This window comes from Pseudoxanthomonas sp. PXM02, from assembly GCF_014851805.1.
Taxonomy (GTDB): Bacteria; Pseudomonadota; Gammaproteobacteria; order Xanthomonadales; family Xanthomonadaceae; genus Pseudoxanthomonas_A.
The window spans coordinates 1-20,117 of record NZ_JACVAK010000006.1 but is presented as its reverse complement, the minus strand read 5'-3'; the positions used below and the strand labels follow the sequence as shown (position 1 = coordinate 20,117).

Here is a 20,117-nt window from a genome sequence, read left to right as displayed (position 1 = left end):
CGGGTCGCGCGGCTCATCGTCCATCCCCCGGCGCGAACGGGAACTGCAGGGACACGTAGTACGCCAGCGGATGCGCGGGCGGCGTTTCCCCGGCCGGCATTGCGCGTCCGTTGAGCGACTGGAAATACGCGACGCTGGCGTCGCGCCACCACTGCGCCTCGTGGCGCTGGATGCGCAGGAAGGCGGCCACGTGCCGGTGGCGCTCGGCATCCACCCTCCCCTGCAGCCGGTCCCATGTCGCCTGCATCGCTTCGACGCTTCGCACGCCTCGCGTGTAGCGATGGACCAGTTCGTCCCACAGCGGACGGCCGGACGCCATGCGGTGCTCCCACGGCAGGTGGTGGAACCACAGCAACAGCGATTCCGGCACGCGTTCCACGTCGGCGAACCCTTCTGCGACGTCGGGCGCGTACTGCGACACGGCATCGCTGCCGCGCGACGTGCGGTCGAAGCCGATGCCGTCGCGGTCGGCGCGGTGGTAGTACACCGAGGTCCAGTCCGCACGCGGTCCGCCATCGACCCACGGCCCCGGCCCATAGTGGTGACCGCGCGCCATCACGTGGTGCAGGCCCAGCGGCGTCATGTAGTCCACGGCCGCCTCGCGCGAAGCCATCATCATGTCGACGACCGGCGTCACCACGCCGGGATCGCGCGAGAACGTCATTGCCACCCAGTCGGCCGCGATGTCGCGCGCCGACTGCCGCGGATTCCAGGCCAGCCGGCCGAACGCGTACCAGTTCGCCTGGTCGAAGTGCGATCCGTTCCATGTGCGGTCGTCGCCGATGTTGGCTACGCCCGCGATGCCGGACAGCGCGTGGCCGTCCAGCGATCCGTCGATCACCCGGGCGACGGTCGAACCGGAGCCACGCGCGTGGGTGTCGGCGCTCAGGACTTCTTCGTACAGCGGCCCCAGATAGACCAGGTGCGTTGCGAAGCCGAGGTATTCCTTGGTGATCTGGAATTCCATCGTCAGCGGGGTGCGCGGCATCGCACCGAACAGAGGATGGAACGGCTCGCGCGGCTGGAAATCGATCGGACCGTTCTTCACCTGCAGTAGCACGTTGCCGCGGAATGCGCCGTCCAGGCCGACGAACTCGCTGTACGCCTGCTTCGCGCGATCCTCCGGCACGTCGTGGGCGTAGACGAAGGCGCGCCACATCACCACGCCGCCATGCGGCGCCAATGCGTCGGCCAGCAGGTTGGCACCCTCGGCGTGCGAACGTCCGTAGTCCTGCGGACCGGGCTGGCCTTCCGAGTTGGCCTTGACCAGGAAACCACCGAAATCCGGGATGAGCGCGTAGATCTCGTCCGCCTTGTCGCGCCACCAGCGTTGCACATCCGGATCCAGTGGGTCGGCGGTCCGCAACCCGCCGATCTCGAGGGGCGCGCTGAAGCGCGCACTCAGGTACACGCGGACGCCATAAGGGCGGAACACGTCCGCCAGCGCTTCCGCCTTGCGCAGGTAATCAGTCGACAGGCTCAGCGCGTTCGCGTTGACGTTGTTGAGGACGCTGCCATTGATGCCGAGAGAAGCGTTCGCCCGGGCGTAGTCGATGTAGCGCGGGTCCTGCCAGTCCGGCAGCGTATGCCAGTCCCACAGCGACCCGCCGGCATAGCCACGCTCGACGTAGCCGTCGAGGTTGTCCCAATGATTGAGGACACGCCGCGCGATCGCCGGCGACTCGCGGACCTCCAGCCGGTCCAGCCCTGCGCCCGTCTGCATCAGGCGCAGCAGGTGGAAGACGCCGTACAGCACACCGATGTCTTCGCGCGCGGCCACCACGACCACCTCGTGTCCTCCGATCCGCGTGGAGCGGAGCAGATAGCCCTCGTCGCCCAGGGCATCCAGGTCACGACTGAACGGCGCGACCCAGGGTGATGACTGCGGCGTGCCCAGGACGAACGCACGACCGCCGGGAGCGGAGCGCTGGCGAGGCGTAATGCCCAGCAGGCCGGACAGTCCGCGCTGCAGTTCCTCTCGCGCGACGCGCTGGGTGGCAGTCCGCTCGGGCGCAACGATGTCTCCTGCAGGGGCGCGATACCCGCCCGACGACGTGGCGTCGGCCGGCACGTAGCGCATCCACAACGCATAGCCATCTTCCGCCCGTGCCGCGCCCGCGCATGCCAGCAAGGCCAACGCCACGGCCAGCAACCAGCGCCGCCGGTCGCCCGACGGGAAGGTTAGCGGTAACATTAGGATGTCCAGAGGACAGGCGGGCGCGAACTGTTCCATCATCCCGCCGAGTGCCCCTGCCGGGCCGGCCGGTCGCCGCCTGGCGGCGCCACAGCAGAAGAAGGGATCGCGTATTGGACAAGCCGAAGAAGTCGATCCGCCGCAAAAGCAGCGGCGTGACGATCGACGAGGTGGCCGCCCGGGCCGGCGTGTCGCCCATGACGGTGTCGCGGGTGATCAACAACCAGGGCAAGGTCCGCGATGCCACCCGCGAGCGCGTCATGCGCGCCGTGCGCGAACTGGACTACACGCCCAACCTGGCCGCCAGTTCGCTGGCGGCCGCGCAGCACACGCGCATCGCGCTGATCTACACCAATCCCAGTGGCGCCTACCTGCGCGAGCTGCTGGTCGGCCTGCTGCGGGTCGCGTCCCGCACCGCGATCCAGCTGGTCGTCGATTACTGGGACGATCTGGATACCGAATCCGAGCGCAAGGCCGCACGCGCACTGGGCGCGCGCGTCGATGGCGTGATCCTGCCGCCGCCGCTGTGCGAATCGCGCGCGGCGGTGACGGAACTGGTGAAGGCGGGCATTCCCGTGGTCGCCATCGCGTCCGGCCGCTTCAGCGACGAGATCTCCTGCGTACGGATCGACGACTTTCGCGCCGGCGAGGAGATGGCCGAGCACCTTATCAAGCAGGGCCACAACCGCATCGGCTTCATCCGCGGCCGCAGCGACCTGAGCGCCAGCTCGCGTCGCTACGACGGCTTCGTCACCGCACTGCACGAGGCCGGGCTGGAGGTCGAGCCAGATCTCGTCCAGCAGGGCGACTACACCTACCGTTCCGGCCTCAATGCCGCCGAGAAGCTGCTGGCGCATCGCAAGCCGCCTACCGCGATCTTCGCAAGCAACGACGACATGGGCGCGGCCGCGATCTCGGTGGCACACCGTCGTGGTCTGGATGTACCGCGCGACCTGTCCGTTGTTGGCTTCGACGATACCTCGGCCGCCACAACCGTCTGGCCGGAACTCACTACCATCCACCAGCCGATCGCGTCCATGGCCGACGCCGCCATCGACATCCTGCTGCGCAGCATCCGACGCAAGACCGACAGCACGCGTGTGCTGATGGATCATGTGGTCCCTCACCGGCTGGTCGCCCGTGATTCGGTGGCCACCCCGCCCAAGCGGCGTTAGCGGGATACGCGGCGTCACGACCTCTTCGCCCTCGCTCGCCGAGTGACGGTCCGCTCGACGCACAATGCCACCGTCAAGCAGGCAGGAAAGAGACCGGTCATCGCTCACCCTTCCATCTGCTCCAGTTCCTTGCCCCGCGTTTCATGGACGAACCTGAGCACGAAGAAGACCGAGACGATTGCGGCCAATGTGTAGATGCCATAGGCACCGGCCAGGCCAATGCTGCCCAGCAGGATCGGGAAGGTCACCGTGATGGCGAAGTTCGAGGTCCACTGGGCCGCACCGGCCACCGCGAGGGCCGAGCCGCGGATCTGGTTGGGGAACATCTCGCCCAGCATCACCCACATCACCGGGCCCCACGACATGTTGAAGAAGATGACGTAGACATTGGCGGCCACCAGCGCCAGCGTGCCCATGCCCTCCGGCAGCTGCAGGTGTCCGTCGACCAGCGACCCGCTGGCGAACGCCACCACCACCAGCGCCAGCGACACCGCCATGCCGGCCGAGCCGATCCACAGCAGCGGCTTGCGGCCGATGCGGTCGATCAGCAGCACGGTGACGATGCAGGCGCCGATGCTGAGCGCACCGGACAGCACGTTGATCAGCAGCGCGTCGTTCTCCGAAAAGCCGACCGCCTGCCACAGCACCGCGCCGTAGTAGAACACCACGTTGATGCCGACCAGTTGCTGGAACGTCGCCAGTCCGATGCCCACCCAGACGATGGGACGAATCCTGCCGGTCGCCTTGTTCTTCAGGTCGGACAGCTGCGGGCGATGGTGGTCCTGCGACAACGACGCATCGATCTCCGCGAGCTTGGCCTGTGCTTCGGCGCCACCGAACAGCCGCGTCAGCACGCGCAGCGCTTCATCCTTGCGGCGCTTCACTACCAGATAGCGTGGGCTTTCGGGAATGACCAGCAGCAGTGCGAGGAAGACCAGCGACGGCACCGCCTGCATCCAGAACATCCAGCGCCACGCGGGGTAACCGCCCCACAGCGCCTCGGTGGACGCACCGGCCGACTTGGCTAACAGATAGTTGCTGAGGAACGCAGCGAACAATCCGCTGATGATCGCGATCTGTTGCACCGTCGCCAGCCGGCCGCGGTAGCGCGCAGGCGCCACCTCGGCGATGTAGGCCGGTGAGATCACGCTGGCCGCGCCCACGGCGAAACCTCCCAGCACACGAGCGACAATGAACACCACCGATGAGGTCGCCGCGCCGGCGCCGATCGCCGACAACAGGAACAACACCGCTGAAATGATCAGCACGCTGCGACGCCCCCACTGGTCAGCCAGGCGTCCAGCCACAAAAGCGCCCAGCGCGCAGCCCAGCAGCATGGATGCGACCTCGAAGCCGACGCCTACGGAGCTGGACTGGAAGGTCTGCTTCAGGCCATCGATTGTTCCATTGATCACCCCACTATCGAAGCCGAACAGGAATCCGCCGATCGTCGCGACGCAGCTGATCAGAATGATGAAACGGGTGTTCTCGCCGTCGGCGATATGGCCCCGATCGAACGCGGTAGTACCCATTCGCTTCGCCCCTCCAGGCTTGTCGACTTGTCGTCAGCCCCTGCGTTCCACCGCAGGGACTTCGTCATTGCTGGCTCAGCGCAGCAGGTACTGGTTGAGCAGGTTCTCGTAGCGCTCCTGCTTGCCGCTGGTCTGCTTCGGTTCGCCGAGCTGCGTCGCGAGCGACGCCAGGCCGGCGAGATCCAGCGCGCCGCTCTCGAAGTCCTTGCCCTGGCCGCTGTCGAAGCTGGCATAGCGCTCGCGGCGCCACTGTTCCCACGGCGAGTCGGTCAGCAGCGCGTGCGCGACTTCCAGCCCGCGTGCGAACGCGTCCATGCCGCCGATGTGGGCGATGAACAGGTCTTCCAGATCGGTGGATTCGCGGCGTACCTTGGCGTCGAAGTTCAGGCCGCCTTCCAGCCCGCCCTGGCGCAGCACCACCAGCATGGCGCCGACGGTGTCGTAGAGATCGGTCGGGAACTGGTCGGTATCCCAGCCGTTCTGCGCGTTACCGCGGTTGGCGTCGATGCTGCCGAGCAGGCCGTGGTCGGACGCGACCTGCAGGTCGTGCTCGAAGGTGTGGCCGGACAGCGTGGCGTGGTTGGCTTCGATGTTGAGCTTGAAGTCCTTCTCCAGCCCGTGCTCCTTCAGGAAGCCGGCAACCGTCGCGCTGTCGAAGTCGTACTGGTGCTTCATCGGCTCCATCGGCTTGGGCTCGATCAGGAAGTTGCCCTTCAGCCCGATGCTGCGACCGTAGTCGCGCGCCATCGTCAGGAAGCGCGCGAAATGCGCGACCTCGCGCTTCATGTCGGTGTTGACCAGCGAGGCGTAGCCTTCGCGGCCACCCCAGAACACATAGTGCTCGCCGCCGAGTTCGACGGTGGCGTCCAGCGCGGCCTTCACCTGCACCGCCGCGCGGGCGACGACGGCGAAGTCGGGATTGGTCGATGCACCGTTCATGTAGCGCGGATGCGAGAACAGGTTGGCCGTGCCCCACAGCAGCTTCATGCCGGTGGCGTCCTGGCGCGCCTTGGCCAGGCCGACCATGTGCGTGAGGTTCTTCTGGTACTGGCCGATGTCGTCGGCGTCCGGCGCCAGGTCGATATCGTGGAAGCACCAGTACGGCACGCCGAGCTTGGTGAAGAACTCGAACGCCGCATCGACTTTCGCTTCCGCCGTCGCCATCGGCGAACCGGCCTCCCACGGGAAGTGGCGCGTGCCCGGGCCAAACGGGTCATGGCCAGCATTGCAGAAGGTGTGCCAGTAGCAGACGGCGTAGCGTAGGTGCTCCTGCATGGTCTTGCCGCCGATCGTCTTCTGCGCGTCGTAGACCTTGAACGCCAGCGGATTGTCCGAGCCGCGGCCCTCGAACGGGATGCGGCCGATGCCGGGGAAGTATTCCTTGGCGCCGATGAAGGGCTGCGTGCTCATGGTGCGGTGATCCTGTGGTTGTGCGAGGTGTTGCGGGGGAACGTCAGCCGCGCTGCAGCGGGGTGACGGCATCGAGGTACTGGAGGAAGCGGCGGTAAGCCGTCGCATAGGCGTGCGCGCGGACGGGGTCCGGCGTGGCAGAGAGCGCGGGATCGACGGCGACATGCGTGCGCGCGACCTCGGCGATGGAGGCGTCGTCTCCGCGTGAGCGGTTCCATGCCCACAGCGCCTGCAGTGCGGCACCGAAGGCGGCGCCTTCGGCCTGCACGGGTACATCGACCGGAAGATCGAACACGTCAGCCACGAGCTGCCGCCACGCGGCGCTATTGCTGCCGCCGCCGGTCAGCACGATGCGCTCGAAACGCATGCCGGCGCGGACGAAGGCGTCGAAGCCGTACTTCAGGCTGTAGGTCGCGCCTTCCATCGCGGCGCGGTAGAGATACGCCGGCGAGAAGTTCGCCGCGTTCAGCCCGGCCAGCACGCCCTTGCCCAGTGGCAGGTCGGGCGTGCGCTCGCCGTTGAGGAAGGGCAGCATCACCAGGCCATCCGCACCGGGCGGCGTGGCGTGCAGGTGGGCATCGCCATCGCGCGTGCTGAAGCCGAACGCCTTTGCCACCTGTTCGGTCGCCACCGTGCAGTTCATCGTGCAGATCAGCGGCAGCCAGCCGCCGGTCGACGAACAGAACGCCGCCCACGCGCCGGCCGGATCGACCACCGGCGTATCCGAGTAGGCAAACAGCGTGCCCGAGGTACCCAGGCTCATCGCCAGACGGCCCTCTTCCACGCAGCCGGTGCCGATGGCCGCCATCATGTTGTCGCCGCCGCCGACGGCGACCTTCGCCGTGGCAGGCAGGCCGAGGCGCGCGGCTGCGGCCGGATCGATGTCGAACAGCACATCGGGCGCCGCGATCGGCGGCAGGCACTCGGCCAGGTCGCGCTCCGCATCTGTCGCACGCAGCAGGTCGGCCGACCAGGTACGCGTGCGGACGTCGAGCCAGCCGGTCCCGGACGCATCGCCGTATTCGCAGAAGCGCTGCCCGGTCAACACGAAGTTGAGATAGTCGTGCGGCAGCAGGATGGTCGCGAGCTTCGCGTAGGCGTCAGGGCGATGCGTCTTCGTCCACGGCAGCTTCGACGCGGTGTAACCGGCGAGGATGGGATTGCCGGCAAGCGCGATGGTGCGCGACGCTCCACCCACCGCATCCATGATCCGAGCGCACTCGGCGGTCGTGCTGGTGTCGCACCAGAGCTTGGCCGGCGCCAGCACGTCGCCGTCGGCATCCACCGGTACGAATCCGTGCTGCTGACCAGACACCGCTAGCGCCACGATGCGCGCGCGCACGGCGGGCTCGATGCGGTCGAAGCAGCCCTGCATCGCCGCCACCCAGTCGGCGGGATGCTGCTCACGGCTGCCGTCCTCGTGACTGATCAGATCCAGCGCTGCACATGCCGTGGCCACGAGGGCGCGCTTGGCGGGGTCGTAGACCACCACCTTCAGGCTCTGCGTGCCTGCGTCGATCCCGGCGACAAACCCCATCGAACTGCCTCCGACCCAGAGAAAGTTAGCGCTACCATTCTGCCTTGTTAAAAAAGGGAGCCGGCGCTTCGCTCCCTGTTTCCCGCGGTTTTCCGTCAGCCGTGACCGCGATGCCGCACTGTAACCACCCTCGGCCGAAAAAGCGTGCTGCGCCGCAAAAATCCCGTCCGGGCCACCGCCAAGCGCTTCATACGGCCGCATCGACGCATGCGACCCGCCTCACGGCACGACATCGATGAAACTGTTGATCGACAGCCGTCCCAGTAGCGGATCCCTGGGCAGCGGCCTGTCATTTCCCACATTTCCCGAATGCAGCGAGTTGCGCCGGTAGACGATCAGCCGGTTGAACACGCCCTCAACCCGGGCTATCCGCTCGAACAGCGGCGTATCCCCCCCGATGTACCCGCTGCCGACGTTCGCCTCATCACGGCTCTCCTGCGCCAGGCGATCGAAGTACGTCGCGTGCCTGCCTTCGTCCACGTATTCGAAGCCGCTGTGCCGGTGCCGATAGAAATCGGTCCCGCCCCAATCGTCGTGGAACAGATAGTGCACGGTAGCCAATCCATTCCTGCTGACCGAATCGATATGCGGCAGCCGCTGCAGGACATGCAGGCCTTCCACCGCCTGCGTCACCAGCGAGAAATGGCACACCGGATACCTGAAATGTCCCGGCGCCAAACCGAAAGTGTCGCGTAGCAGAGGGATCAGGATCGCCTCGAGGAAGCTCTGATACGAAGGCGGCGCGGGCGCGCGGATACCCGGGAACATCGTGGGCAACTTTTCGAATGATCGGCTCGCCGCCTTGCGCACCATGCGGTCCGGATCTGCCAGCACGTTGTCGATGACCAGCAATGGCGCATGCTCACGCCCGATCACGTGCTGATGGATCCGGATGTCCGGGTGCGGCGTGATCAGCATGCGCGCGACCCGACGCTAGACCGCTACCGGGCGCGATGGCCAGACATCCGGCGAGGCTCGGCAGTAGCGTTCTAGGAACGCCTGCTGAGAAGGCATCTGTGCGACGGCCCGTTCGATCGGCTGCCGGATCGAACCCAACAAGGTGCGCAGGTCTTCATCCGCCAGCGCACGTGCGAGCGGATGCGGCGGTCCGGGCTGAATGCCCTGACCCAGCAACACATGCGTCCAGGAGTCCACGCGGAAGAGCTCGTCCGGATCCTGCCACGCATGCGCACGCTCGCGCCACGCGCGCAGCCGTATCTGCAGCGATTCCGGAAGCGTCATCTCGCGGCACCCCTTCCACATCGGCTCGTCCCGCTGTGTCGCGTGGTAATGCAGAATGATGAAATCGCGCACATGCTCCATTTCCGCACGGCTGACGTCGTTGTACAGTTCGACCAACGACGCAGAGATGCCGTCGAACGGGAACAGCTGCACGAGGCGCACCACGGCGCTGATGGCCAGATGGATGCTGGTGGATTCCAGGGGCTCGATGAAGCCGCTGGCCAGTCCCAGCGATACCACGTTCCTGTTCCACGCCTTCAGTCGACGCCCGGTGCGGAATGGCACCAGCCAGGGATCGCGCAGTGCCGGCGCACCTACGTCGCGCAGCAGCTTCGCGCGCGCCTCATCGTCGGACATATGGCGGCTGGAGAACACCAGTCCGCAGCCCACGCGGTGTTGCAACGGGATATGCCAGCGCCAGCCCGCCTCGTGCGCGATCGCCCGGGTGTACGGCACGGGCGGACCTACCGACTCGGTCTGCACGGCGACCGCACGGTCGCTGGGCAGCCATTCGTTCCAGTCTTCATAGCCGGTATGAAGGGTCTGTTCGATCAACAGGCCGCGGAACCCGGTGCAGTCGATGAAAAGATCGCCTTCGATGACCTGGCCATCTTCCAGAACCAGCGACTGCACGGCGCCGTCGTCCGCCCGCTGAATCACCTCGCGTATCTTGCCCTCCACGCGCCTAAGCCCGTGGCGTTCGGCGATGCGGCGCAGGAATTTCGCGTACAACCCCGCATCGAAGTGATACGCGTAGTTGACTTGGGGTTGGGTCTGCAACGAGAACCGGTCGACGCGCGAAGCGACCGTTTCAAGGCAGAAGTCGCCGAGCTCGGATGGCATGCCGCGCCGCAGGCTGTCCAGCCAGAAATGATGGAATGCCGCCGCCCAGGTGCCTTGCCCGGTGATGCCGAACGGATGGATGTAGCGATCGCCGGGACGGCGCCAATTCTCGAACGAGATCGACAGCTTGAAGGTACCGGCGACAGTGCGCAGGAACTCCTGTTCGTCGATCTGCAGGAAGCGGTGGAACGTGCGGATCGGTGGCACCGTGGATTCGCCCACCCCGACGGTGCCGATCTGCTCCGACTCCACCAGGGTGATCTCGAGGCGGTCACGGAACTGGTGCGCCAGCGCACAGCCGGCCAGCCACCCCGCCGTGCCGCCGCCCGCGATCACCACTTTGCGGATACGTCCTTCCGGTGTCGTTGGAGAGTCCAATGCCGTCGCTTCCTTCAGCGGTTGAGTCGCGCCAGCAGCATGGCGCGTATGCGACGCGCCTGCTTTTCATCGATCGGCGCAAGCAGGTCGCGGGCCGCGTCCGGCAAGTGCTCCCCTGCCCGCTCGCCGGGGCCGAACACGTAGTAATCGAAGATCTTCGCCCATGCCTGCTTCTCGCGTAACGGCAGGTCACGCATCGTCCACAGCGCGTGGTGCAATGCAGGCAGCGGCGAAGACAGGAAAGCAGGTGAAGACCGCCACCAGTAATTGACCAATACGTTGAACGGCTCAAGGCTCCGCACGTGATGCCACCACATGCTGGGAATGAAGAGCGCATCGCCGGGCTCAAGCAACGCGGTCCGCGCCGTGGACAGCGCGTCGGAGAATCGGGGATAGCGCACGAAATCGGGATTGTCGAAATCGACCACGCTGACGACCTGCCCGCCCGGGGTGGGATCGAACGGCCCCGGGTAAAGATTCTCGACTTGCTCGGGCGGAAACAACGTGAATTGCCGCCGTCCCACCAGGCAGCACGCCAGGTTGTCGGGTGCATCGAAATGGCATGACGCCACCACGCGGTTGCCGATCCAGATGCTGGCGGGCGCTTCGATTCCGCGTGCGGAAAGGCCGAGATCATGGGATTGCGAGAAGCCGGGGAGCGCCTTGTCGACCAGCAGTGAGGCCACGTAATAGGTGGGCGGTCGCGGATCGTCGAGGTGACTCTCGATTCCGTCCAGCACCTCCGACAGCACGCCCCGTCTGACCTCGAAGTTCAACCGCGTAAAGTCTTCGTTGTAGAACGGGCGCCCGTTGATCTCCGGACCGCCTAACGAATACTGGATCGGCACGCCGGCAACGAGATCGCGCAGGTACGCTATCGCCTGCTGCGGCGAGTCCAATCCGGCCTGCACAAGACCCCAGTCGCGCGCAATGCCCTTCAGCACTACCGGTTCGCCTTCGGCCAGCAACGCGTCCAGCGGGAGCGCGTCGCTCCGGGCGCGCTCGAAGACGCGGATTGAGGCGGCGCCGGTCACGGGTCAGCTTTTGCCTTTGAAGGCCGCCGCGTCCTGCATACGCAGGCGACGCTGCTTTTCTGCTATCAGCCGGCGCATGTTGTGCAGGGACGCCAGCATCAGATACGCACCCTCCAGATAGCCGCCTCGATTGAGTTCCAGCAGGGCAGGACCATCCAGCATTGCCAATCGTTCCCGATCGATGCCGTGCAAGCCGTTGACGCCGACCCTGTTCCGTTCGTCGACCTGGACGTCCAGTGTGACGGGCTGTATCAGGCCGTTCGCGTCCAGCGCCTGGAACATCTCCCCACCATAGGTGCTGCCATCGTGGATGCCGCGCAGGACACCCGCGATGTGGTTGAGATAAGCACTGTTGCCGCCTTGCGGCAGGAATACCGGCTCTCCCGTCGCCGCTTTCACTCTAGGGTGATCCACATCGACGTGCATCACCGGCTCGAGCGTCAGCTCGCCGTCGACACGCTGTTCCTGGAACCCGATGAGGAAAGGCCCCTTCGCCACGGCACCGGGCAGATAGGCGGCATTCCAGCGCCCCTCCTGCAGGAAGAGGTTCTCGTGCTGCTCGAAACCCAGCAACACGACTGACTGCCATGCATCGCCGGCCACGTCCTTCCGGAGGAAGATCGGATATTCCCGCTGCAACTCGGCGAACTCGCTCGGGAATGCCGGCACCATCCCCACCTCGTCACCGAACTCGACGCCGAAACCCGTTGCCACGTGCAGATCACGGTGGGCGATGTTGTTAAGCAACTCGTAGCGGGCCATCGTCTCGTCCAGTCAGAATCGGGAAGACATGCGCCTCCATGGTACCGCCTACGCAGCCTGTCAGTGCGGTGGACATCGCCAGCCACCGTGGGAAAAGGGACTGCTGCTCGCGCAGCAGTCCCCATTGGCGACATCGGGAGAGGTCCTCCGCCGCCAAACTCAGAACTTGTAGCGAACGCCGACCATGTAACGCGGACTCTGATCGGCCAGCTTGACGATCTGCTGGTCTGTCCGCGCATGCCAGCGGACGTCTTCGCCGGTCAGATTGATCGCCTCCAAGCCGAACGACCAGTGGTCGTTGAGTGTGTAGTTCACGCTCAAGTCCCACTGCTCGTACTCTTCGACGTAGTAAGGATTGCGGCTGGCTCCCTGATTGGCGAGGATGAGGTACTCGTCACGCCAGTTCCATGCCAGCCGGACCGACCAGCCGTACTTTTCGTACATGAGCATGGCGTTGGCCGTATCGCTCAGGCCGGTCAGCGCGAACTGGTCGATGCCCGGGTCGCCACCGTTGTTGTAGCCGACATCGCCACGGACGACGGTGTAGTTGGCCAGGACGCCGAAGCCGCTGTCGCCGAAGAAGTACTGTCCGCCCAGTTCCCAGCCGTGCAGCTTTGACTGGTTCTGGTTGATCGGACGATTGACATTGAACAGATACAGCGGGTCGTCGGCTTCGCCGTAAAGGTCGTACGCCGCTTCCGTCGCCAGCACCTGCGCGTCGGTACCGTTGTATGCCGCCAGACCCGCGGGGTTGTTGCGCAGCAAAGCCAAGGCGGTGAACAGCGATGTGTCGTTCGCCGAGCAGGCAGCTGCATTGGCCGCGCCGACCTGGGTGACGCAAGCTGCACTGGTGAGGAAGGCCAGCGCCGTCTGTGCGTCCGGACCGGACGTGGGATCCCTGAGGCCATACAGGCTCTCCTGGCCCACCGTGTTGCCGATGAAGTTGTCGACCGACTTGTTCCAGTAGGTCAGCGACAGATAGCTCGCGTCGGCGAAGTACCACTCCAGGGCCAAGTCGAGATTGTCGGACTCGAGTGGCTTCAGACTGGGATTCTGCGCGTTGCCGCTCGCCCGCACAGAGGGATCGATCAGCACCGAGCCGAACGGCTGTTGTGCGCCAGGGCCGGCATACAGATTGCCGTAAGGCGCCCGCGCGATGCTCTTGCCGAACGAGGCACGGCCCTTCAGTTCATCGGTGATGTCGATGCTGAAGTCGAGGTTGGGCAAGATGTAGCTGTAACTGGCCCGTTCGCTGAAGGGCTGCTGCTCGTCGGACAGCACGACCCGGAAGTCGTTGTTGGCCTGCCATTCGATCGCCTCGGGAATCGCGATCACCGAGGTGGATACGACATCCGTCGTCTCATAGCGAACACCAAGACGGGTATTGGTGCGCATGCCGCCCAGTTCGCCATCCAGCTCGACCTGGAAGTACGCCGAATGTGTCTTCTCTTCCACCCGGTTGTCTGCGGCCCGCTGCGGACTGACGCCCAGCCCGACGCCGTACTGTCCGGCAGCCCACTGCGCGAGCTCGGCCGCGTTGCCGCGCCATGCAGGCCAGCTCGTCGCGTTGTAGTCGTCGAACAGACCCACCAGGTTCACCGGCCGCAACAGGTCCACCAAGCCGGCGGCCGTGTCCGAGTCGACGTTGGCCACGCCCCAGTCGCCCAGCGTCGAGTAGGCCTCGGCCGCCTGGATGCGATGGGTGGTGGACTTGTTGGTATCCACACCGAACTGGAAGCGGCCCTGATCGAAGGTCCACTCTCCGTCGATGCGCGCCTGCTTGATCTCGCTGACCTGCGTCTGCGCGTTGATGCGCAGCACCTGCGAGCCGATCTCGCCCTCCACGAAGCCCGGGTTGACTACACCGTTGGTGCCCGCGATCGCGTCCGCAGTAGTCGGATACCACGTCTGCGTACCGATCGGCAGCCCGTTGTTGAAACGCAGTTCCTGCACCCAGGAGCCGCCGCAATGCGGCCCCGCCGTACAGTTGTTGGTGCCCGCGATGCTCATGAAGATCGATCCGCCACCGGTCAGCGGATCGTTCGGCCGGCTCTCGTTCTTCGAATTGTGGGCATCGAAGCTTAGGCGGAACCGGTCGTTGACGTCCCATACCGCGTTGAAGCCGAGCGAACCCAGCTTGTACTCCTGCATGCTGCGCTGCTGCTCCAGGCCGAAATCCTTGGTGCCTGCGATCTCGCGGATGTAGATAGGCGTGGCAACCGCGCCGCTGGTATCGAACTCGATGTTGGTGTAGTTGCTGTTCTGCAACCACATCGCCTGCTCGCCACGATTCTCCGTGATCTCGTTGGTCGAGTAAGTGTAGTCCAGTGTCAGGGTCACGCTGTCGGTCGGTGCGAACTGCACGACAGCCTGCCCGTTGACGCGTTCGCGCTCGAACTCCGAGAACGCATAGCGGAGATCGTTCGGGCGCGCGTACAGGTCGCCCACGGCGGGCGCATTGACCACGCTGGGGTTGCCCGGCAACGTGCCGGTCCAGGGTTGGACATTCCAGTAGTTCTCGGTCGCCTGCACCGAGCCGCCCTTGCGCTTCTGCTGGCTCGCGCTGAGACTGACGCCGAAGGTTTTATCCGGGTTGGTAAAGCTGAAGATGCCCGAAAGCTCCGGCGTGATGTCGTTCTCGAACGGTTGGCTCCGATCGGATACCCCCTTTACGCCGGCGTTGGCAACGAAGCCGTCGTAGTTGAACGGACGCGCGGTCAGGATGTTGATGGTGGCGCCGATGCCGCCGCTAGGCACCTGAGCTTGGCTGGTCTTGTAGACCTCGATGCCGTTGATGGCCTCGGCAGCGAGCTGTGCGAAGTTGAACGCGCGCGTGCCGCCGTCCACGCCACCGATGGCGACCTGTCCGGACGCGCCGAACGCATCGGCGCCGGGCATCTGGCGGCCATTGAGGGTCACCATGTTGAACTGAGGCCCGAAGCCGCGCGCCGTGACCTGCGCACCTTCGCCATCGCGGCGCTCGATCGAGATACCGGTAATGCGCTGCAGAGATTCGGCGAGGTTGGTATCCGGGAACTTGCCGATATCCTCAGCGCTGATTGCATCGACGACGCCCGCAGAATCGCGCTTGATGTCCATCGCCTGACTGAGGCTGCCGCGGATGCCAGTGACTACCACTGTATCCAGTTCGGTCGCCTCGGACTGCGCCTGTGACTGCTGCGCCGTGGGCGCGGGCGTTGAGGCGTCCTGTCCGAATGCAGGGTTGATGACGAGCACGCCCCCGACGAACGTGAACATGGCCCTCGATCTGAATTTCGTCAACTTCCGGCTCATTGACGTGCCCTCGGGTCTGGAGTGGTACGGAAACTGCACACGGTCATGGATTTCCCCTTCGCTGCATTCGTAAGTGAAGTACCGCCCCTCCCGGGGGCGCCCACGGGCAGTGCCCGTCTTCCAGCCGGATGAAGTAATTCGCCCCCGAAGGCTCTCGTTACCCAATCCGGATTCAAGCGTGGCAAGACGACAATCGCGCGATGGGAAAACAGCCTGTCGACTCTTACTGGCCGAGATCGAGTGGTAGCGCTACCATTGCGTTGGAGCGCAGACTAATCATGCGTGTTCGCGCTTGTCACCGTGCAGTGCAGCAAAGCACGTACGAACCGCCAGCACGGCACGGGAAGCAGGGGTAGGCAGGCCCCCCCCCCCTCGATTCCACGCTCCCTCAATGCGCAAGTAATTGCGATTTCACGGGCTCATTCGGAAGCATCAGCGTGAATAAGAAGATCAACAAAGCGGTACGCAGGAAGGGCGGTGCTGTCACAATCGACGAGGTAGCGAACCACGCGGGCGTCTCTCCAATGACCGTGTCCCGCGTCGTCAACGGCCATGCCGGGGTGCGCGACACCAACCGCCATCGGGTCATGCGCAGCGTGCGCGAACTCGGCTACCGTCCCAACATCGCCGCCAGTTCGCTGGCGACGGCGCAACACACCTGTATCGCGCTGATCTACACCAACCCCAGCTCGAGCTACCTGCGCGAGTTGCTCGTCGGCGCACTGCGTGGATCCGCACGCGCGGCGGCGCAGCTGGTGATCGCCACTTGGGACGGCCTGAACGCCGCAGCATGCCTGGCGGCGGCCCAGCGACTTTCGAGCAGCGTGGCGGGCGTCATCCTCCCTCCCCCGCTTTGTGAGTCGAAGGCCATCGTCTCCGCGTTTTCCCAGGCTGGCGTACCTGTCGTGTCGATCGCCTCAGGTCACTTCAGCGACACTATCTCCTGCGTGCGTATCGACGACTACTACGCCAGCAGGGATGTGGTCTCGCACCTCATCGAACACGGCCATACGCGGATCGGCTACATCAAGGGCGACCACAACCAGACGGCGAGCGCGCACCGCTGGCAGGGCTATCGGGATGCACTGACCGATGCCGGCATCGCGTACGACGAAAAGCTGGTCCAGCCCGGACACTTCACCTACCGTTCCGGCCTGGATGCGGCGGAACGTCTTCTGGCGTTGCGTCGTCCTCCCAGCGCCATCTTCGCCAGCAACGATGACATGGCCTCTGCCGTGGTATCGGTGGCCCATCGTCGAGGCTTGGACGTCCCCCGCGACCTCTCCGTCATCGGCTTTGACGATACCTCCGCGGCGACGATGGTGTGGCCGGAGCTGACTACGATCCATCAGCCGGTCGCGCTCATGGCGGACACAGCCATCGATATCCTTCTGCGCGAGATCAGGCGCGACTCATCCACTCGCGCGATCGTCAATCATGTATTGCCCCACCAACTGGTGCGACGCTCATCTGTGGCAAGTGGTCCGGGCTTCGATGCAAAGGTGAAGAAAGGCAGTTCGCTATGACCGATCCGAACCCTGAGATTTCAGGCCAAAGTCTGGAGCAGCCATTTCCTTACATGCGCGCTCGTCTTTTGCTTACCTCATGTCCGCTTTCGGCCAGAAGCGGACATCGAGTTGGGCCGCCGAAGTGGCCCAACTCGCTAGCCAGGTTCAACTATCGAGACTCAGATACTCACGTATGGCATCCGGCATGTGCTTGGTCGCCTGCCGCGGAGGATCATCTGCGCGGAGATCTAGGTACGTGTCTACGGCCACGAGATATGCGTCGCGCACCGAATGCCGATCAAAGTCAGGAACTGTCCCTGCTAGCCGACCGGCAGAGGCTTCGTCCAGTGCTTCGATCCTGCGAACACCGCGCTGTGGCCGTCCGGATCTACGATGCAGCATCGGCCCCAGAACCTGCTCCCTGAAGAAGCCAAGCATGCCCATCGCCTCGAACAGCTCGCCCCTCGCGAGTTTAGTTGCCCCATAGTGCAACCAGATCCAAGCTCGTTGCTCAAACCAATCAGGAGGCGCATTCGGCCATTCGATAGCGGCCTCATCCAGAAGTGATTCGATCACTCCTAGATTGCGAGCGAAGAGCACAGCAGGCCTCTCCACCAGTCGATCAAGACTTGACTGCAGTACGAACTTAAGATCGACGTGTAGTAGAGGTGGCCCATGCAGACAGATAAGTAGCCTAGGTTCGCCTACATGCTCACCGGTGAACGCGGCTAGCAGGTCGCCAAGGCCTTCTGCGAACTCATGCCGAGAGGCCATGACCTCTTCGTAGTTCTCGTCTTTGACGACAATGACGAAATCAAGGTCTGAGTGCTGGTCAAACCCGCCGTGAATATACGAGCCGCCGGCAAGCAGGGCAGTGAGCCGTCGGTCGTTTTCTACGCTACTGCGAACTCGTTCTACGAACTCTTGGTGCAACAAAGGAAGTGTGCTGGACATAATCAGTTCTCCAAGCCAGCAGCTCAGATCACCCAAGTTTTCGGCACCCGCACAAGCACCTCCATCGGGGGGTGAAAGTCAGCCTCATCGGGCAGAGCCAAACGACACCCGGTCTTGGCAATACGGTGCGCCCTCGGCGGGCATGCCGCTAGTGGATGTATCGGGCCGTCGCCAGCGTTCGACCTGAGCGGCAGCGCTCGCATGCCCACAAGGTCACGAGCAATGCCATGGCTCCACCCAGGACCATCATGGCGCCCTTGAATGCATCGGCCAGCAGCACCTCTCCGATACCAAACATCACACCAAGTACGCCTGCATTCCCACACGTCCACGCCAAGATCAGCCAGCCGATCGTTCTGGGAGGTGCGGCGCCGGGAAGTCCGGGCCAATACCCTACCGGGCGCACCTTCTCCACGAATGCCGTTAGCTGCTGCTGCGGCACGGGGGGCGTAAGCCACGTGGCTGCAACGGCTGAGATCGTGGACACAGCAACAATGCCAACCAACAGATACTCATCGCGTGCTTGAGGGTAGCGCCAATAAAGGAAGACTGCGGCAATCAAAGCCGACACGAGTCCAACGATCTCTGTCCAAGCATTCGCACGCCACCATACCCATCTCAGCATGGACGGCAGACCGAGCCCCGCGCCCAGCGCGACAAAGAAGCGCCACGCCTGCTCGATGCTGTTGATCTGGGAAGCTACCAATATGCCCATCGTCGCCAGCGAGAGAACCGCAAAGCGACTCACCAAGACCAATTTGCGTTGGCTCGCGCGTGGATTAACGAATCGGCGATACAGATCGTTCGTAAGGTAGCTCGATCCCCAATTCAGATGGGTGTCTACCGTGCTCATGAATGCCGCGAGCAAGGAGACGAAGAGCAGACCGAGCACGCCCGCCGGAAGCAGCTCTGACATCAGCACGGGATAGGCCATCTCCCGGTCGGCTAGGACTGCCTCGCTCGATCCAGTCGCTTCCATTCCCAGCGGGTAGACCACAAGCGCGACCAGCGCCACAAGAATCCAAGGCCAGCTCCGCACGGCGTAGTTCAGTACCGCGAACCAGAGAGTACCAGCTGTCGCGTGACGTTCGTCGCGAGCGGTGAACATCCTCTGCGCCAGGTAGCCGCTGCCATCACTGTAGTACTGCGCCCACCACTGAACGGCAATGTAGACAAGAAACACTTGGACTGGGAGCCATGCTGCGTCGGTTGCCGGAAAGAAGGCGAGCAACCTATCCGCTTCATAGTGGCGCTCGAGACCTACGCGCAGACCGCTCAGGCCACCCACATGATCGATGGCATACCAAGCAAAGACAATGCCGCCGAGTAGGCCGAGCGCAAACTGGAACAAGTCGGTGAGTATGACGCCGCGAATGCCGCCCATGCTCGAGTACAAGCCAACGAGCCCGAAGAGGGCAAGCACCGTGAGAGTGTCGCCTCCGCTATTGCCAATCAGTAAGGCCGAAGGCCAGGCATGCTCGAATGTGGCGACCGCGTCGACGCCAAGCCAGTGTTCCCAGTGAACGAATGGCGCCGCGATCTTGACCATGGCGCGAACGACCCAGCCCAGAATGATCGCGTTGAGCAGAATGGCGAAAAAGCTGGCCTTGAGCCCTCGAAGGAAGGCGGCGCTGCGCCCAAAGTATCGGAGCTCGATGAACTCAGCGTCTGTGAGCACTTCAGCGCGGCGCCACAGTGCGGCAAAGAGTACTGCCACCGTAACGTGAGAGATTGCCCACGACCACCAGAACCAATTGCCAGCGACACCATGCTCCGCCACCAGTCCTGCAACGACCAAAGGCGTGTCCGCAGCGAAGGTAGTCGCCGCCATGGATGTGCCAAGCCACCACCAAGGCAGAGAACGGTCAGCAACAAAATACGACTCAAGGGACCTTCCCGCCGAACGGGATGCCCAAATACCTACCGCCAGCGTCAAGAGCAGATAGCCCACGACGATGACCCAGTCGATGTTGGCCAACTTCCCCATCAGGGGCGCTTGGCCTGCTCGGAGATGTGCATCGCGATCTCAGGGTACCACTTGGGACCTCTTGGCCCAACCCGCGAATGGACCGCGCGCGATTTGGAAGGCGACGCGTGATTCCATCGCGCCCTATGTCCGCTTTGGGTCGCGGATTCATATGATCGACGCAACACACGGATAGCTGCGTAGGCAGCAGGAGTGTTGCGGATGAAGCGCAGGAAAAGGATCTACTACACCGACACCCAGAAGGCACTGATGTGGGATCGCTGGCAG

At 64.2% G+C, this 20,117-nt stretch carries 13 protein-coding genes; 2 read left to right on the top strand and 11 right to left on the bottom strand.

The window, feature by feature from the left end; translation table 11 throughout:
• Positions 1-13: 13 nt before the first annotated feature.
• Positions 14-2,194 carry an alpha-glucuronidase family glycosyl hydrolase gene (locus IB225_RS19545; RefSeq protein WP_192314458.1) on the bottom strand — a complete coding sequence of 727 codons (2,181 nt, stop codon included), beginning with the start codon at positions 2,192-2,194 and terminating at the stop codon, positions 14-16.
• A 113-nt stretch (positions 2,195-2,307) separates the two neighbouring features.
• Here IB225_RS19545 and IB225_RS19540 point away from each other — a divergent pair, with 113 nt between their 5' ends.
• Positions 2,308-3,369: a LacI family DNA-binding transcriptional regulator gene (locus IB225_RS19540; protein WP_192314455.1), complete on the top strand. Its 1,062-nt coding sequence runs from the start codon at positions 2,308-2,310 to the stop codon at positions 3,367-3,369.
• 104 nt (positions 3,370-3,473) lie between these two features.
• On the opposite strand, the gene IB225_RS19535 is transcribed toward IB225_RS19540, so the two are convergent.
• From IB225_RS19535 to IB225_RS19500, 8 genes are all read right to left on the bottom strand, one after another.
• Positions 3,474-4,901 (bottom strand): sugar porter family MFS transporter, encoded by a 1,428-nt coding sequence (locus IB225_RS19535; RefSeq protein ID WP_192314452.1) that lies wholly within the window; start codon positions 4,899-4,901, stop codon positions 3,474-3,476.
• Positions 4,902-4,976: 75 nt separating this feature from the next.
• A complete protein-coding gene (gene xylA / locus IB225_RS19530; protein WP_192314449.1) occupies positions 4,977-6,311 on the bottom strand; it encodes a xylose isomerase in 1,335 nt (444 codons plus the stop codon).
• 43 nt (positions 6,312-6,354) lie between these two features.
• On the bottom strand, positions 6,355-7,848 hold the full coding sequence (xylB, locus tag IB225_RS19525; RefSeq protein WP_192314446.1) for a xylulokinase: 1,494 nt from the start codon (positions 7,846-7,848) through the stop codon (positions 6,355-6,357).
• Positions 7,849-8,067: 219 nt separating this feature from the next.
• Positions 8,068-8,766, bottom strand: a complete 699-nt coding sequence (locus tag IB225_RS19520) for a DUF6445 family protein (protein ID WP_192314443.1) — start codon at positions 8,764-8,766, stop codon at positions 8,068-8,070.
• A gap of 15 nt (positions 8,767-8,781) precedes the next feature.
• Positions 8,782-10,311, bottom strand: a complete 1,530-nt coding sequence (locus IB225_RS19515) for a tryptophan halogenase family protein (RefSeq protein WP_225584131.1) — start codon at positions 10,309-10,311, stop codon at positions 8,782-8,784.
• Between the two features lie 14 nt (positions 10,312-10,325).
• Positions 10,326-11,345 carry a cupin-like domain-containing protein gene (locus IB225_RS19510; RefSeq protein ID WP_192314440.1) on the bottom strand — a complete coding sequence of 340 codons (1,020 nt, stop codon included), beginning with the start codon at positions 11,343-11,345 and terminating at the stop codon, positions 10,326-10,328.
• Positions 11,346-11,348: 3 nt separating this feature from the next.
• Positions 11,349-12,107: a SapC family protein gene (locus tag IB225_RS19505; RefSeq protein ID WP_192314437.1), complete on the bottom strand. Its 759-nt coding sequence runs from the start codon at positions 12,105-12,107 to the stop codon at positions 11,349-11,351.
• 159 nt (positions 12,108-12,266) lie between these two features.
• The gene (locus IB225_RS19500) at positions 12,267-15,401 is read right to left on the bottom strand and encodes a TonB-dependent receptor (protein WP_192314434.1); all 3,135 of its coding nucleotides are present in this window, start codon (positions 15,399-15,401) and stop codon (positions 12,267-12,269) included.
• A gap of 437 nt (positions 15,402-15,838) precedes the next feature.
• On the opposite strand from IB225_RS19500, the gene IB225_RS19495 reads away from it, so the two are divergent.
• Positions 15,839-16,927 carry a LacI family DNA-binding transcriptional regulator gene (locus IB225_RS19495; RefSeq protein WP_345776652.1) on the top strand — a complete coding sequence of 363 codons (1,089 nt, stop codon included), beginning with the start codon at positions 15,839-15,841 and terminating at the stop codon, positions 16,925-16,927.
• Positions 16,928-17,074: 147 nt separating this feature from the next.
• Here IB225_RS19495 and IB225_RS19490 read toward each other — a convergent pair whose 3' ends face one another.
• Both IB225_RS19490 and IB225_RS19485 read right to left on the bottom strand, forming a co-directional pair.
• Complete coding sequence (locus tag IB225_RS19490) at positions 17,075-17,863, bottom strand: nucleotidyltransferase domain-containing protein (protein WP_192314432.1); 789 nt, start codon at positions 17,861-17,863, stop codon at positions 17,075-17,077.
• A 148-nt stretch (positions 17,864-18,011) separates the two neighbouring features.
• Complete coding sequence (locus IB225_RS19485) at positions 18,012-19,841, bottom strand: sodium:solute symporter family protein (protein WP_192314430.1); 1,830 nt, start codon at positions 19,839-19,841, stop codon at positions 18,012-18,014.
• Between the last annotated feature and the right edge of the window lie 276 nt (positions 19,842-20,117).